This is a genomic window from Sphingomonas sp. CFBP 8765, assembly GCF_014841445.1.
Classification (GTDB): Bacteria; Pseudomonadota; Alphaproteobacteria; order Sphingomonadales; family Sphingomonadaceae; genus Sphingomonas; species Sphingomonas aerolata.
Genome location: NZ_JACYTY010000001.1, coordinates 378,747 through 392,925, shown reverse-complemented (window position 1 = coordinate 392,925; position 14,179 = coordinate 378,747). Strand labels below are relative to the sequence as shown.

At 67.5% G+C, this 14,179-nt stretch carries 14 protein-coding genes and 1 pseudogene; 10 read left to right on the top strand and 5 right to left on the bottom strand.

Going from position 1 to position 14,179, the window contains the following annotated elements:
* Positions 1–475: 475 nt before the first annotated feature.
* Positions 476–1,282, top strand: a complete 807-nt coding sequence (locus tag IFT87_RS01915) for a helix-turn-helix domain-containing protein (RefSeq protein ID WP_192007296.1) — start codon at positions 476–478, stop codon at positions 1,280–1,282.
* Positions 1,283–1,360: 78 nt separating this feature from the next.
* Entirely contained in the window at positions 1,361–2,824 is a 1,464-nt protein-coding gene (locus IFT87_RS01910) for a CYTH and CHAD domain-containing protein (RefSeq protein ID WP_192007294.1), read from the top strand.
* Between the two features lie 144 nt (positions 2,825–2,968).
* Here the strand turns inward: IFT87_RS01910 and IFT87_RS01905 are convergent, their stop codons facing one another.
* Both IFT87_RS01905 and IFT87_RS01900 read right to left on the bottom strand, forming a co-directional pair.
* Positions 2,969–5,293, bottom strand: coding sequence for a putative bifunctional diguanylate cyclase/phosphodiesterase (locus IFT87_RS01905; RefSeq protein WP_249403156.1), 2,325 nt, complete (start codon positions 5,291–5,293; stop codon positions 2,969–2,971).
* Positions 5,294–5,502: 209 nt separating this feature from the next.
* Positions 5,503–7,233 carry a fatty acyl-AMP ligase gene (locus tag IFT87_RS01900; RefSeq protein WP_037528158.1) on the bottom strand — a complete coding sequence of 577 codons (1,731 nt, stop codon included), beginning with the start codon at positions 7,231–7,233 and terminating at the stop codon, positions 5,503–5,505.
* A gap of 178 nt (positions 7,234–7,411) precedes the next feature.
* Here IFT87_RS01900 and IFT87_RS01895 point away from each other — a divergent pair, with 178 nt between their 5' ends.
* The 5 genes and pseudogenes from IFT87_RS01895 to IFT87_RS20815 all read left to right on the top strand — a co-directional run.
* A complete protein-coding gene (locus tag IFT87_RS01895) occupies positions 7,412–8,026 on the top strand; it encodes a regulatory protein RecX (RefSeq protein ID WP_342211115.1) in 615 nt (204 codons plus the stop codon).
* Between the two features lie 142 nt (positions 8,027–8,168).
* Complete coding sequence (locus tag IFT87_RS01890) at positions 8,169–8,759, top strand: cold shock domain-containing protein (protein ID WP_426290910.1); 591 nt, start codon at positions 8,169–8,171, stop codon at positions 8,757–8,759.
* A gap of 29 nt (positions 8,760–8,788) precedes the next feature.
* A complete protein-coding gene (locus IFT87_RS01885) occupies positions 8,789–9,319 on the top strand; it encodes a DUF192 domain-containing protein (protein ID WP_037528134.1) in 531 nt (176 codons plus the stop codon).
* 92 nt (positions 9,320–9,411) lie between these two features.
* The gene (locus tag IFT87_RS01880; protein ID WP_192007292.1) at positions 9,412–9,801 is read left to right on the top strand and encodes an NADH:ubiquinone oxidoreductase subunit NDUFA12; all 390 of its coding nucleotides are present in this window, start codon (positions 9,412–9,414) and stop codon (positions 9,799–9,801) included.
* A pseudogene (locus tag IFT87_RS20815) lies at positions 9,801–10,235 on the top strand (DUF2155 domain-containing protein); the annotation flags it as partial. The gene IFT87_RS01880 and the pseudogene IFT87_RS20815, both read left to right, overlap by 1 nt.
* Positions 10,236–10,270: 35 nt before the next feature.
* Here the strand turns inward: IFT87_RS20815 and aat are convergent.
* The 3 genes from aat to IFT87_RS01860 all read right to left on the bottom strand — a co-directional run bounded on the left by aat (position 10,271) and on the right by IFT87_RS01860 (position 12,246).
* Positions 10,271–11,005: a leucyl/phenylalanyl-tRNA--protein transferase gene (aat, locus tag IFT87_RS01870; RefSeq protein WP_031440792.1), complete on the bottom strand. Its 735-nt coding sequence runs from the start codon at positions 11,003–11,005 to the stop codon at positions 10,271–10,273.
* Between the two features lie 10 nt (positions 11,006–11,015).
* On the bottom strand, positions 11,016–11,741 hold the full coding sequence (locus tag IFT87_RS01865; RefSeq protein ID WP_031440793.1) for a ParA family protein: 726 nt from the start codon (positions 11,739–11,741) through the stop codon (positions 11,016–11,018).
* 118 nt (positions 11,742–11,859) lie between these two features.
* Entirely contained in the window at positions 11,860–12,246 is a 387-nt protein-coding gene (locus IFT87_RS01860; RefSeq protein ID WP_031395590.1) for a hypothetical protein, read from the bottom strand.
* Positions 12,247–12,479: 233 nt separating this feature from the next.
* Between IFT87_RS01860 and IFT87_RS01855 the strand changes: the two genes are divergently transcribed.
* The 3 genes from IFT87_RS01855 (at position 12,480) to IFT87_RS01845 (ending at position 14,084) form a co-directional block, all read left to right on the top strand.
* Positions 12,480–12,650: a hypothetical protein gene (locus tag IFT87_RS01855; RefSeq protein ID WP_157840482.1), complete on the top strand. Its 171-nt coding sequence runs from the start codon at positions 12,480–12,482 to the stop codon at positions 12,648–12,650.
* A gap of 100 nt (positions 12,651–12,750) precedes the next feature.
* Positions 12,751–13,731 (top strand): cysteine synthase A, encoded by a 981-nt coding sequence (locus tag IFT87_RS01850; RefSeq protein ID WP_031440794.1) that lies wholly within the window; start codon positions 12,751–12,753, stop codon positions 13,729–13,731.
* A 41-nt stretch (positions 13,732–13,772) separates the two neighbouring features.
* Positions 13,773–14,084, top strand: coding sequence for a hypothetical protein (locus tag IFT87_RS01845; protein ID WP_342211114.1), 312 nt, complete (start codon positions 13,773–13,775; stop codon positions 14,082–14,084).
* The last annotated feature ends 95 nt before the right edge of the window (positions 14,085–14,179 follow it).

The window sequence follows — 14,179 nt, the reverse complement described above, 5'->3', positions numbered from 1 at the left end:
TGATGGGTTCGGCGGCACCGAGAAGCGATGCCGATACCAGTGTCAACCCCATCAATCCCGCATCCCTGCTGTGCCGCGCGAGGCGGCGCGAGCGCGACGTCCATCATCGGGACGGCGGCGGCGGTGGCCGGTCTTCAATGTCGAGACCCGGCGAAGAACGGGCAAAGTATTGAAGCCAATCAATACTAAGCCAGATTATAGGACAACTAGAATTTCGCTGCAAAGCAGTATAGCCATAGGCCGCAAGCGCGCGGATACTTCCGTACAGAAACGAGTGGGTGGTATGAACGTAGATCAAGTTTTTGGTGGAACACACTCTCCGGGTGTATCGCCGGAAAAATTTGCGATGCCACCGGGAATGCGGATGCGGTATGACTTGCCCCAGGCAAGCCTTGCCGAATGCCTGACCGGATATGCGATCTATTCGGCCAGTGATCGCAATCCGCTCGTCAACTGGTATCTACCTGCACCAGTTATGATTTCTATTCTGGCGGATGCGGGGCCGATCACCGTGGCGATCGGCAACCACCGGTTCGGGCCGCTCGAGCGCGCCAGTCTCTACGGCCCGACCAGCCGCGCGTTTCGCACCGTCACGCATGGCGGCGTCGCGGTCGGGATCGGAATCAGCGCGATCGGCTGGTCCCGGATGACGTCGCGGCTGGCGGGTGATTTCCGCAACCGCATCGTGCCGCTCGAGACGCTGCTCGGTCCGGAAGTGTCGCGCCGGCTGACGACGGGGCTCGACGCGCTGTCCGACGATGCGATGATCAAGCCGTTCCTAGACGACGTGCTGGAACCGCTGTTCCAGCGCCGGCACCCGCAGGAGGAACTGATCCGTGCATTCGCCGCGCTGACGGTGACCGACGGGGTGATCGAGATGCAGGATGTCGCCGACCGGCTGGGGATCGAGACGCACGCGCTCAGGCGGCTCGCCACCCGCCATTTCGGTATGCTGCCCAAGATGCTGTTGCGGCGCGCGCGCTTCCTGCGGTCGTTCATCCGGCTGATCCGGCCCGATGGCCATGTCGATTATTCGGCGATCGACAGCAGCTATTTCGACGCGTCCCATTTCCTGCGCGACGCGACAACGTTCCTCGGCACGACGCCGCGGCGTTTCCTCGCATCGGAGACGTTGTTCCTGAAATCCAGCCTGCGTGCCCGCGCGGCGGTGATCGGTACACCGACGCAGGCGCTGCACATCCCGACGCCCCCGGTCAGTGTCAGCAGCATCATCCGCACCGTCCATGACGGCCGTGGCCGCCGCGACGAGCTGCCAAGCTAGCCGCAGCGGGCACATCCGGTTGGCCCTTCAATCGCCGATATGCGTTATGTCGAGGGGGGACGCAGATCGGATACGCGGATGATGCAGGAAGTTGAATTGAAGCTCGTCCTGACGGCGGACGCCGCGGACCAGGTCGCGCGCGAACTGCCGTCGGATGAGGCGACCCGTACCACGATGCTCGAGGCGATCTATTTGGACACGCCCGAGCAAACGCTACGGAAGCACGGCGCGTCGCTGCGGATCCGGCGCGCGGGCGATACGCGGATCCAGACGATCAAGATCGACCCGGCAAAGGGCGCCGGGCTGTTTTCACGCCCCGAATGGGAACGGCCGGTCATGGACGATCGTCCGCGTCTCGACGACACCACGCCGGTCTTCGCGCTGCTCGACGGGACGACCGAACGGCTCGCGCCGGCCTTCACCGTGTCGGTGGAACGACGCAGCTGGGAGATCAGCGAGAACGGGGCGGAGATCGAGCTCGTGCTGGACCGCGGGATGGTCCGGGTTGGCGAGCGGCAGTCGCCGGTCTGCGAAGTCGAGATCGAACTCAAGCGCGGCGACCCGACCGCGCTGTTCACGCTGGCCCGCCGGATCGCGGATATGGTGCCGCTGCGGCTCGGCGTCGTGACCAAGTCCGAGCGCGGTTACGGCCTGACCGGGCCGGTGCGTCGCGCCTTCAAGGCCGAGCCGGTATCGCTCGATGGCGACGCGACGACGATAGAGGCGCTCCGGATGGTTATTGGCGCCTGCCTGCGGCATTATCGGCTGAACGAGACGATCCTGCTCGAGACGCGCGCGCCGGAAGCGCTGCACCAGGCGCGTGTCGCGTTGCGGCGGACGCGCGCCGCGCTCGGGCTCTTCAAGCGCGTGCTGGGACGCGAGCAGACGGCCCATTTCCGGTCCGAGCTGCGCTGGCTGGCGCAGACGCTGGGGCAGGCGCGCGATCTCGACGTGCTGGCGGACATGGCGGCGGCGAAGCTGGGCGCGGGGGACGTCTTTGACCGGATCGAGGCGGCGCGCGGTCTGGCCTATGACGAGGTCGATGTGGCGCTGGAGTCGTCGCGCGTGCGGGCGGTGATGCTCGATCTGACGCAGTGGCTTGCGGTCGGCGACTGGTCGACGGCGGACGCGACGCGGGAGGTGCGCGAGGCGCCCGCCCGCGAATTTGCAGCGGCGGCGCTCCGCAAGCGACGCAAGGCGCTCAAGATTGGCGCGCCATCGCTCGCGCTGCTGACGGACGACGAACGCCATGCGATCCGCAAGGACGCCAAGACGCTGCGCTATGCGACGGAATTCTTCGCGGACCTGTTCGCCGATACGGCGCAGCAAAAGCGGCAGGCCAAGTTCGTCTCGACGCTCGAAACGCTGCAGGACCGGCTCGGCACGCTGAACGACGCGGCAACGGTGCCCGCGATCCTCGCCCGGCTGGGGATGGAGGATAATGAAGCGGCGCTGGTCGACGATCGCAAACACGCCAAGCGGCTCGACCGCGCTGCCGCGGCGCACTCGGCGCTGCTCGACCGGAAAGCCTTCTGGCGCTGATCGGGTGCACGACCGGCGCAGGTCGATGCAGATCAGCCTGTGCGCGCTGGTCGTCGTCGTCGGGGGTGTCTGGCCCGGGCGATCCTGCTGCCGCCGCCGCTGCAAAGCTATGCCGGGATGCTCGGCTGACGCGTCATTGCGACATCAGGCCGCGGCCGAATCAGTCCAGTCGCGCTCCGCCAGCGTGCGGGTTTCGGTGACGGGGAGCGCGCGGCCGAACAGATCGCCTTGCGCGTGCGTACAGCCGAGTGCCGCGACAAGCTGGCGCTCGTCCTGCGTCTCCACGCCTTCGGCGATGGTCGCGATGTCGAGGCTTTGCGCGAGCGCGACCACCGCGCGGATGATCGCCAGCGCCTCACGGCCGCCGCGCGCTGCGGCACGGACAAAGCTGCCGTCGATCTTGATCGAGGAAAAGCGGGTGCGGCTGAGATAGCCCAGCGACGAGTGGCCAATGCCGAAATCATCGAGGCTCAGGCGTACGCCAAGGTCGAGGATACGCGCGAGGGTCGTCGTCGCGCCACGATCCTCGCGCAGGAAGACGCCCTCGGTAACCTCGAGCTCGAGCCGGTCGGCTGACAGTCCGCTGTCGGCGAGCACGGTCGCGACGGTCGTGACGAAACCGTCATTCTGCAGCTGGACCGGCGATACGTTGACGGCGATGCGCAGACCCTCCGGCCAACTCGCGGCTTCGGCGCAGGCGGTGCGCAGGACCCAGGCGCCGATCTGCGCGATGATCCGTGCGTCTTCGGCGAGCGGGATGAAGCGGGACGGCGGGACCATGCCGAACTCCGGGCTTTCCCAGCGCAGCAGCGCCTCGAAGCCGCGCAGCATGCCGCCCTGCGTGTCGATGATCGGCTGATAGGCGAGGGACATCTCACCCCGATCGAGTGCGCCGCGCAGCGCGATCTCAAGCACCCGCCGCTCCTCCGCCTGGACGTAAAGCGCGGGTTCGTAGACGCGAAACACACCGCGACCGGCATCCTTGGCGCGATAGAGCGCCAGATCGGCGGACCGGATCAGCATCTCCGACGTGCGCCCGTCGCGCGGCCCGAAGGCAAGCCCGATGCTGGCGCCGATATGCAGCGTATAGTGATCGACGTCGTAGGGCCGCGACAATGCGGTGATGATGCGTCCGGCGAGCTCCTCGACCGCGCCCGTATCGCTGGCGTCGCGGACGACGAGCGCGAACTCGTCGCCGCCAAGCCGCCCGCAGGATTCGTTCGCGCTCATCATGTGGCCGAGCCGTTCCGCGACCTGGCACAGCAGCCGGTCGCCGACCGGGTGGCCGAGCGTGTCGTTGACCGCCTTGAACCGGTCGAGATCGAGCATCATGAACGCGCAGCGTCCGCCACAGGCCTCCGCCGCGATCATCGCGTCGGACAGCGTCTCGGTGATCAGCCGACGGTTGGGCAGCCCGGTCAACGTGTCGAACCGCGCCATGCGGTTGATCTTGTCCGCGGAGGCGCGCTGGTCCGTGACATCCGCGCCGACGCCGCGGAAACCGCAGAATATTCCGCGGTCGTCGTATCGCGGCGCGGCGGCCAGCTGCCACCAGCGCTCCTGTTCGGTAAAGCGGATCGGCAGTCTCAGGTTGACGAAGCTGTCCCGGTTGCGCAGCTTTTCGGCAAGCGCGCGCAGGCCTGCCGCGAACGTGCCGCTGTCCCAGGATGGTCCGGCGAGCAGCTGGAGGATCGGCATGCCGTCGATATCTGCTGGCGCGCGACCGCACGCCCGCGCGAAACGGGCGCTGGGCCGGATCACGCGTCGTGTCGCGTCGGTCTCCCACAGCCATTCGGCAGCGCTCTCCTCAAATTCGAGCAGGAGCACGCTGATCGTCTCGTCGCGTTCGTCGAGCACCGCCTGCGCATTGTGGATCGTGACCAGCGCGCGCGTCCGGCTGAGGCAGGCGGTCATCAGCAACAGCGTGAAGGCGAGCACCCCCCCGGCGATCGCAACCGCGTGCATCAGCATGAGCTGGACGAACGATACGAAACCGAGCGTGCCGATGAACATGAGCGTGGCGAGCGGCAGCGGCGCCATCGCGAAGGCTGCCCCCGTCATCACGATCATCAGCGTGAGCCCGAGCCCGATGCTGGTCGCGACCGGGACCTGCGGGCAGAAGAAAACCGGGATGACCGACCAGGCCAAAGCGAGGCTGCCCCCCTCCCACAAGGTTGCCCGGATATCCGTCCTGCCGCCATGCCCGGCAGCGCGCGAGGGAGCGAGGCGGCGGCGGATGGTCACCCACACGGTCCCCGCGATCAGGAGCGTCGACCATGACGCGACCTGCCAGAACGGCATCCGGGGATAGAGCAATGCGGAACAGACGGCGGTCGCGAGCAGGTTGGCGGCGAGGGCGAACCAGGCGAGTTGCCGGCCGGCGTCGAGCTGCGCCGCGCGAAGCCGGCCCCATTCCCTGGGATCGCACCCTTCCGACAGCGCGAGCAGCGCGCGCATGTCGATGGGCATGTGATGCGTCGACATTCGTGTACGCGCCGGCATGGTTGGCGGGGGCGTATCGGATCCGGAAGGCGACTGTCTGTTCACACCGCCGGGCTTAATGCACGTTGGTTATCGCAACGTTCCCATCCCCTGCGTTGTGAAAAATAACCGGGTTGGGGGCAGGAGCCGCGACCGTCCCGCCGCACTGGCGGGACGGTGCGGCGGGGCAGGCAACGTCAGGCAGCGATGTCATAGGGCTTGATGTCGCCGCTCAGGTACAGGTTGCGCGCCTTGGCGCGGCTGAGCTTGCCCGACGAGGTGCGCGGCAGCGTGCGGGGAGGGATCAATTCGATCACGCAGTTCATCCCCGTCACCGAACGCACGCGTTCGCGGATCTCGTCGCGAAGGCGCAGGCGTTCACCCTCGTCGGAGCTGCGGCACTGGACAAGGACGGCGGGGGTTTCCTCGCCTCCCGGGGTTGTGATCGCGAACGCGGCGATGTCGCCCGCCTTGAACCCGGGCAGCTGCTCGACCGCCCATTCGATGTCCTGCGGCCAGTGGTTCTTGCCGTTGACGATGATCATGTCCTTCGCCCGGCCTACGATGTAGATATAGCCATCCGACATATAGCCCATATCGCCGGTATCGAGCCAGCCGTCGGACATGCACGCCGCGGTGGCGGCGTCGTCGCGGAAATAGCCGACCATCACCGACTTGCCCTTGCACCAGACCTTGCCGATCGCGCGCTCGGGGAGGGGGGTGCCGTCCTCTTCGCGGATCTCGATCGTCATGTCGCGCACCGGCTTGCCGCAATTGACGATCGCCCGGTAACGCTGCGGACGGTCTTCGCCGCGCGCGCCGCCCGACAACTGGGTTTCCTCGACCAGCTCGACGCGGATCCCTTCGCCCGGCGGCATCAGCGATACCGCCAGCGTCGCCTCGGCAAGGCCGTAGCTGGGCAGGAAGGCGGAGGCCTGGAACCCGGCATCGGCGAAGGCATCGACGAACGACTGCATCACGTCGGGACGGATCATGTCGGCGCCATTGCCCGCGACGCGCCAGCGCGACAGGTCGAACCGGTCGCTCGCCTTGGTCTGCGACGACATGCGGCGCGCGCAGATGTCATAGCCGAAGGTCGGCGAATAGCTGAGCGTCGTGCCGGTGTTGCGGCTGATGAGATCGAGCCAAGCGAGCGGACGGCGCGCGAAATCCTCGGTCTTGAGGTAATCTGTCGAGACCTGGTTGGCGATCGGCGACAGGAAACAGCCGACCAGCCCCATGTCGTGATACCAGGGCAGCCAGGACACGCAGCGATCGGTGTCGCAGACTTCCATGCCGTGGCTGTGCGCGGCGAGATTGTTCAGCAACGCCTCGTGCGTGATGACGACGCCGTGCGGGAAGCGCGTCGAGCCGCTCGAATATTGCAGATAGGCGATGTCGTCCGGACGGGCCTCGGGCAGCGTGGCGGCGGGGGCTTCGCGGGTCGCGAATTCGGACCAGTCGATCCCGTGCGTGCCCGCCAGACGCGCCGCCTCGCTCGCCATCTGCGCGAGTTCGGGCGGGAAGATCAGCATCTTGGGATCGCAGCTCGAAAGCTGGACGCGGAGCTGTTCGATATAGGAATCGCGGCCGCCGAACGACGTCGGCAGGGGCAGCGGCACCGGCCAGGCGCCCGCATAGACGACACCGAAGAACAGCGCGGCGAATTCGGGGCCGGTTTCCGCGACCAGCGCGATGCGGTCGGCAGGGGCGACGCCGGCGGCGATCAGGCGGTCGGCCATCGCCAGCGCGTCCCGGCGCAGCGTCGCATAGGGATAGGGCTGGCTGAGCGTACCGCGCGCGTCATGGAAGTTGAGGCCGCGCTGCCCCGTCGCCGCATAGTCCAGCGCCTCGCCAAGTGTCGCGAAGTCGGCAAAGCGGCGCGGTAGCGTGTCCGCGGTGGGGGTCGCCGTGCGCTGCGCCGGCATCGGATCGGCCGACGGTGCGACCGCAGGCTTTACCAGCCCGTTCGTCGCCGTCGTCTGAAAGGTGTCGATCGTCATGTGCGTCCTGTCTTCCACGTCGCGGCCTGTCCGGGGACATCCGCCGCTTGAGACCGTGCAAAGGCCAGCCATGCACGGTCGTGGCGTTCAAAATCCTATCCCAGTGTGGCACAATGATGGCGTGACCCAGGATCGCCGCCGAGAAAGACAGGAGAAACGCCCGCCAAAACCGCTGGATGCCGCGGGACTGGAGGGGTTGGCGCTGCGCTATGTCGAGCGATTCGCGACCACGCGCGGCCGCCTGAGCGATTATCTGCGGCGCAAGGTACGCGAGCGCGGCTGGGTCGAGGCGCCCGAAACCGGTCCGGCGGTGCCGCCCGCCGATCCCGAAGGGCTGGCGCAGAGGCTCGCGGATCTTGGCTATATCGACGATCGCGGCTTCGCCGAGGCGCGGGCGGCAGCGATGCAGCGCCGCGGCCTGGGTGCCCGGCGCGTCGCGGGGGCGTTTCGCGAGGCGGGGATCGACGAGGCCGATGCCGATGCGCTCGCGCCTGAAATCGCGGCGCGCGACGTCGATGCGGCGCTGGCCTATGCGAAGCGCAAGCGGCTGGGTCCCTATGCCCGGTCGGACGATAGCGACGGGGGCGGGGCAGAGAATCGTGCGCTGCGGCAAAAGCAGCTCAGCGCGATGGTGCGCGCCGGCCACGGTTTCGATCTGGCACGCAAAATTCTTGCCGCGTCCCCGTCTGAAACAATCGATGCGACAGATTTTGAGTGAAGACGCATTGCAGGTTGTTGCGGCTGCGACGAAGCGTGCTAGCAAGGTGCAGGGGTGCGTAACGATGCGTAGTGAAGCGCAATATGATGGGGACAGGCCGGCCGCGGTACCGGACGCGGTAGCGGCTGTCGGACCGCGCGCAGTGCCGGACATCGATCAAGGCGTCGATCAGCCCGCTGCACAAGCGACTGCACAGGCTATCGCGGAGCCGTCCGTGCTCGGCGGGGTGATCAAATGGTTCGATGTGACGCGCGGTTTCGGCTTCGCGGTCGCTGACGATACGGCGATCGGCGATATCCTGATCCATTTCTCGGTGCTCCAGCCGCATGGCCGGCGCAGCCTGCCAGAGGGCGCGCGGGTCGACGTGGTCGCGGTGCAGCGCGGGCGTGGGTTCCAGGCGCGCGAAGTCCTTTCGATCGATCTGAGCGGCGCGGTCGAGGAGACGGCGGCACGACCGGGCACGGCGGCGCCGGTCGACCGGATCGATCCGGTCGCGCTGATCGATGCAGCCGGCCCGTTCGAACCCGTCGTCGTCAAGTGGTTCAACCGGCTCAAGGGCTATGGTTTCCTGGTGCGGGCAAGCGACGACAGTGACGTGTTCATCCATATGGAAACGCTGCGGCGGGCGGGGATCGACGTCGTCGAGCCGGATCAGCCGTTGCAGGCCCGAATCGTGACCGGTCGCAAGGGGCCGCTGGCCGTCACGGTGGAGCGATCCGCGCCGGCGTGGTAACCGGCCCGCCGCAACCGGGGATATATGTAATGAGTAAAACCGTCTTCGCCGCGCTTCTGGCGCTTGGCCTCTGCGCGTGTTCGAACGGCGATGCCCGTGCGGGCGACGCCGCCGGCACTGACGCTGCGGCCGGCACGAACGCCGGTGCTGCGCCGGGTCAGGCCGCCGCGACGCTGGCCGTGACGATCCACAGCGCGAACGGCGCGCATGTGTTCACCGTCGAGAGCGCCAAGACCGAGGCGGAGCAGGCCCGTGGGCTGATGTACCGGACCGATCTCAAGCCGAATCGGGGCATGCTGTTCTGGCCCTATCCGACCGACGGCAGCGGGCCGCGCGAGGCGAGTTTCTGGATGAAGAACACGCCGAGCCCGCTCGACATCATCTATATCCGCGCCGACCGGACGATCGCGCGGATCGCCGAGAACACGATCCCCTTCTCCGAAACGCCGATCCCGTCGGGCGAACCCGTCGGCGCGGTCCTCGAGATCATGGGCGGGCGTGCCGGGGAACTCGGCATCGCCGAGGGCGACCGCGTCGAATGGCCGGGCGCGCCGGGCTGAACCGCCATATCCGCCGCAAAGTGCCGTCCCGCCATGGCGCAGGCACTGCGTTCGAGGTTGATGGCGCGGCGTGCACCCGCTAAGCGGCGGCTATGGGATTTCTCGCATCGACCTTCACGTGGTGGAACGGCGCCACGCTCGGCACCAAATTCGGGCTTCGCGGCAAGACGCGGATGGGCGAGGACGCGCTCGGCAACGTCTATTATGAAGGCGGCAAGGACACCGTGGGCAATCCGCGCCGCTGGGTGATCTATCAGGGTGCGACCGACGCCAGCCGGGTACCGCCCGCCTGGTTCAGCTGGCTGCATCATCAGGTCGCCGACGTGCCTGATCGTGCCCTGCCGCCGGTCCGCCCCTGGCAGAAGCCCGCCCTGCCGAATCTGACGGGTACCGCACTCGCCTATCGCCCGACGGGCGCGATGGAAAAGGGTGGCCAGCGCGCTGCGGCGACCGGCGATTACGAAGCGTGGGTGCCTGAGTGATGCAGCGCCGGATCGCTGCGGCGATCCTGGTCGTGGTTCTCGCGGTCGGTGGCTGGTTCGGCTATCGCGCCTGGACGAACCGCAAGGCCGATACGACCGTCGTGGTCCCGCAGGATCTGCCGGGCGGCGATCAGGCCGGTGACGGGTCGGTCGAGACGATCGACACGGGCAGCGCGGCGCTCGCCAATGGCGGGACGCCGATGGCAGAGCGCGTCGCGGTGATCGGCCTGCTCAACAAGCGTAACGGGGTGACGCGCGACGTCACGTTGAAGCCAGGACAGGCGACCCGGATGGGCGACGTCGTCCTGCGCCTGCGGGCCTGCGAGCAGACCGCGCCTTGGGAGCCCGAACAGCTGACGGGGGCCTTTGTCCAGGTGATCGTCCGCGGCGTCGACAAGAAATGGCGGCGGACATTTTCGGGCTGGTTGTACAAGGAGCGCCCCGCGCTGAACGCGGTGCAGCATCCGATCTACGACGTCTGGACCAAGAGCTGCGCGATGACCTTCCCCGCGACCGGGCCGGATACGACATCGTCGGGCGCACCTGCGGCGGCGCGGTCGAGTGCGAAGAAATCCCCGGTGGCGGCCAATGATGCAGCCGCACCGGACGAGCCGGTCGAGCCGACCACCCCGTCGAGCGCCGCGGCGAGCAACGCGATATAATCGGCACGCTCGATCTCGATTGCGCCGAGCGATTCGAGATGCGAAGTCTGGAACTGGCAATCAAGCAGATCGAAGCCGCCGGCCTTCAGCCGCGCGACGAGATGCGCCAGCGCGACCTTCGACGCGTCGGTCGCGCGGCTGACCATGCTTTCGCCGAAAAAGGCCCGCCCGAGCGCCAGCCCGTATAGCCCGCCGACCAGCCGGTCGCCGTCCCAGCATTCGACCGAATGCGCAAAGCCCATCAGATGCAGTGTGTGGAAGACCCGCTCGATCCCCGCATTGATCCACGTCTCGGGCCGGCCCTCAACGCTTTCGGCGCAGAGCGCGAGGATCTGGCCGAACGCAGTGTCGACGGTGACGCGGAAGCGGTCCGCGACGATGGTCTTGCGCAGCGAGCGTGAGAGCCGGAACCCGTCGAGCGGCAGGACCGCGCGCTGGCGCGGCTCGACCCAGTAGACGTCGATCGCGTCGCGGCTGTCGGCCATCGGGAAGACGCCGGCCGCATAGCCGCCAAGCACGAGGCGCGGATCGAGAATATCCATCGGTCGCGCCTTAGCCCGCTGCCGACCCCGCCGCCAGCCGGTGTTCGATCGTCCGCCACAGCTGATCGAACGCCGCCGCGGCGGTCGAGCGCGGTGCGAAGGCCCCGACCGCCGCGCGTTGTACGGTCATCGCCTCGATCACACTGCTCATTGGAATGACCGGCCAGTCGGGGTTGGCGGCCAGCGCGTCGGCATGCAGGCGCCGCCGGCGATCGACCATCGCATGGACGGGCAGCACGGGCACCTTGCCGCCGAGATGGCGGATCACCTCCTCATAGGCGCGCTGCGACAGCGGCGAGGGGATGACGGGGACGACGATCAGATCGGCGGCGCGCATCACCTGATCGGCGGTTTCGGTAAGACCCGGCGGGCAGTCGAGCAGGACGCGATCATAATCGGTCAGCGCGCCGATCAACTTGCCGAGCCGCTTTTTCTTGTCGAGCGTGTGAAACAGCTGGTCGAGACCGCGGAGCGAGGCGTCGGCGGTAATCAGGTCGAGCTTCGCGACCGGCGTCGGCTGGGCGCGCTTGGCGACGCTGATATCGCGGGAGAACATCGCCTGGGCCTGATCCCGCCCGGCGGTACCGTGCAGCAGGAAACTGCTCGCGGCCTGCGGGTCGAGGTCCCAGAGGATCGTGCGGCGTGCCGACCGGGTTGCCGAACACCAGGCGAGATTGACCGCCAGCGTGGTCTTCCCGACGCCGCCCTTCAGGCTGTAGATCGCGATGGTTGCCATGACGGCCAGCGTGCCGTCGTGCGACGCCGATGGCAAGGCATCGCGGCATAACAACGCCCCGGGCGACGCTGGCGGTCGTCCGGGGCGCGGGATCATCCGGCCGTGGCCGGCTGAAGGATCAGGTGTGGCAGGTCTGGCCGGGCTTGCCCGGCTGGGTCAGCTCGATCGACTTCTCGGTGCCCGTCATCGACCAGCCGCCGTCGGCGACCAGTGGCTCACCCTCGGCAGGCGCCTTGAGCGTCGTGGCCGGACCGCCTTCCTTGAGACGAACCACGGCCTGCTTGCCCCCCTGGAAGAAGGTCACATAGGCCAGGCTGTTGTCCTTGCAGCGCATCGTCTGCTCCGACTTGATCGACGGCGGCAGCTCGACCGGTGCCGCATTGGCGAGCTGGTTCGCCATCGGATCGGGATTGCTGTCGACCACCTCGGGTGCAGCCGGTTTGGAGTTGCAGGCAGCCAGCGCGAGCAGCGCGGCGACGGCGGTGAGGGGGAGCGTCTTCTTCATATCTTCGGGGCTTCGCGCATGCAGCAAATCGCGTCAAGCCGTAGCGGCCGCGATGCGCGCGCGGCGGGACGGGTCATCCCCGGGATGCGCCGGTTCGTCGCATCGGCGATGGCGCCCGGCAGTGTTGCGCCACCACATTCGACCGGTAGCGGCGGGGGAATAAAGGCACCGGGGTCGTCCGATGTCACGCATCTGCCACTATATTTCACGGAACCGTTGTAAGAGGACGTTGCATGCCGGGCCAAATTCCTGTCGCCGAGCGCCTGTCGGCGATATCGACGCTCATCACCCAGGCGCTCTGCCTGGCCGACGAGGGGGGTGAATTGCTGCTCGGCGCCAAATTGTCCGACGCGCTGGATTGCGTTCAGGCCCGCATCGAAGCGGTGAGGAGCGACGCGGCGTGAAAGGGGCGGCCTGACGGGGCTTGGTGCGCCGGCTTGTCCGGTGGATAGTTTTAGCGCGCTTGTGGCGGACCGGGAGTGGCGCCATCTACAGGCGATGCAGATGAGATCCGACACGCTGACCGCCCCCGATACGCTTGCCCTGATCGGGAATACGCCGCTGGTGCGACTGAAGGGCCCGAGCGACGCGACGGGGTGCGATATCTTCGGCAAGTGCGAATTCACCAATCCGGGCGCCTCGATCAAGGATCGCGCTGCGCTGTTCATCGTCGAGGATGCCGAGGCACGCGGCCTGCTCCAGCCGGGCGGGACGATTGTCGAGGGGACCGCGGGCAATACCGGGATCGGCCTGGCGCTGGTCGCCAATGCCAAGGGCTACAAGACGATCATCGTGATGCCCGAGACGCAAAGTCGCGAGAAGATGGACACGCTGCGCGCGCTGGGTGCCGAACTCGTGCTCGTGCCCGCCGCCGCCTTTTCCAACCCGTGTCATTTCGTGCACACGTCGCGGCGCATCGCCGAGGAGACGCCGGGCGCGATCTGGGCGAACCAGTTCGACAACACCGCCAATCGCCACGCGCACATCATCGGTACCGCCGAAGAGTTGTGGCGGCAGATGGACGAGCGGATCGATGGCTTCACCTGCGCGGCGGGGACGGGCGGGACGATCGCTGGCGTCGGCCTGGGTCTGAAGGCGAAGGACGAGGCGATCTGCATCGCGCTGACCGATCCGCACGGCGCTGCGCTGTATAACTATTATGCGCATGGCGAGCTGAAGTCCGAAGGGTCCTCGGTTGCGGAAGGCATCGGGCAGGGGCGGATCACCGCCAATCTCGACGGCGCGCCGATCGATACGCAGTTCCGGATCTCGGATGCGGAAGGCTATGCCTGGACCCGGCAGTTGCTCGACGAGGAGGGGCTGTGCCTCGGCCTGTCGTCGGGGATCAACGTCGCGGGCGCAGTCGCGCTGGCGCGGCAACTCGGACCGGGCAAGCGGATCGCGACGATCCTGTGCGATACGGGGTTCCGCTACCTCTCGACGCTGTACAATCCCGAATGGCGCGCGGCGAAGGGCCTGATGTGAGCGAGGGCGGCGGCGCGCCGCGGGATGGTGAAATTCGACAAGTGCGCGATGATCGGGTAGATGCGCGCGACAAGATGCAGACGCAACGCGCACCTTCGCAAACCATGCAGCGGATCAAGGTCGGCATGATCGGGCTCGCCGCAGTGGTGATCTTCATCGGGCTCGCCAGCGCGATCATCGGGTCGGCGACGCGCGAACTACCCGTGGTCGCCGCCGGCTCGGCGCAGGCCGATGTCGTCGCGAACATGGCCGTGTCGAATACGACCGCCGCCGCCGATGGCTCTGACGAGCCACTCGCGGAAATGGGCCTCGCACCCAGCGTCAACGCACAGGCACCCGCTACTCCGAACTGATCCGGGCTTTCCGTCGCTGCCGCGCCGGGGAAATCACGGGACCACGCTGACACGCAGCGCGTCCGCATGCCAGGGTCGACTCGATCTTGCCGTAG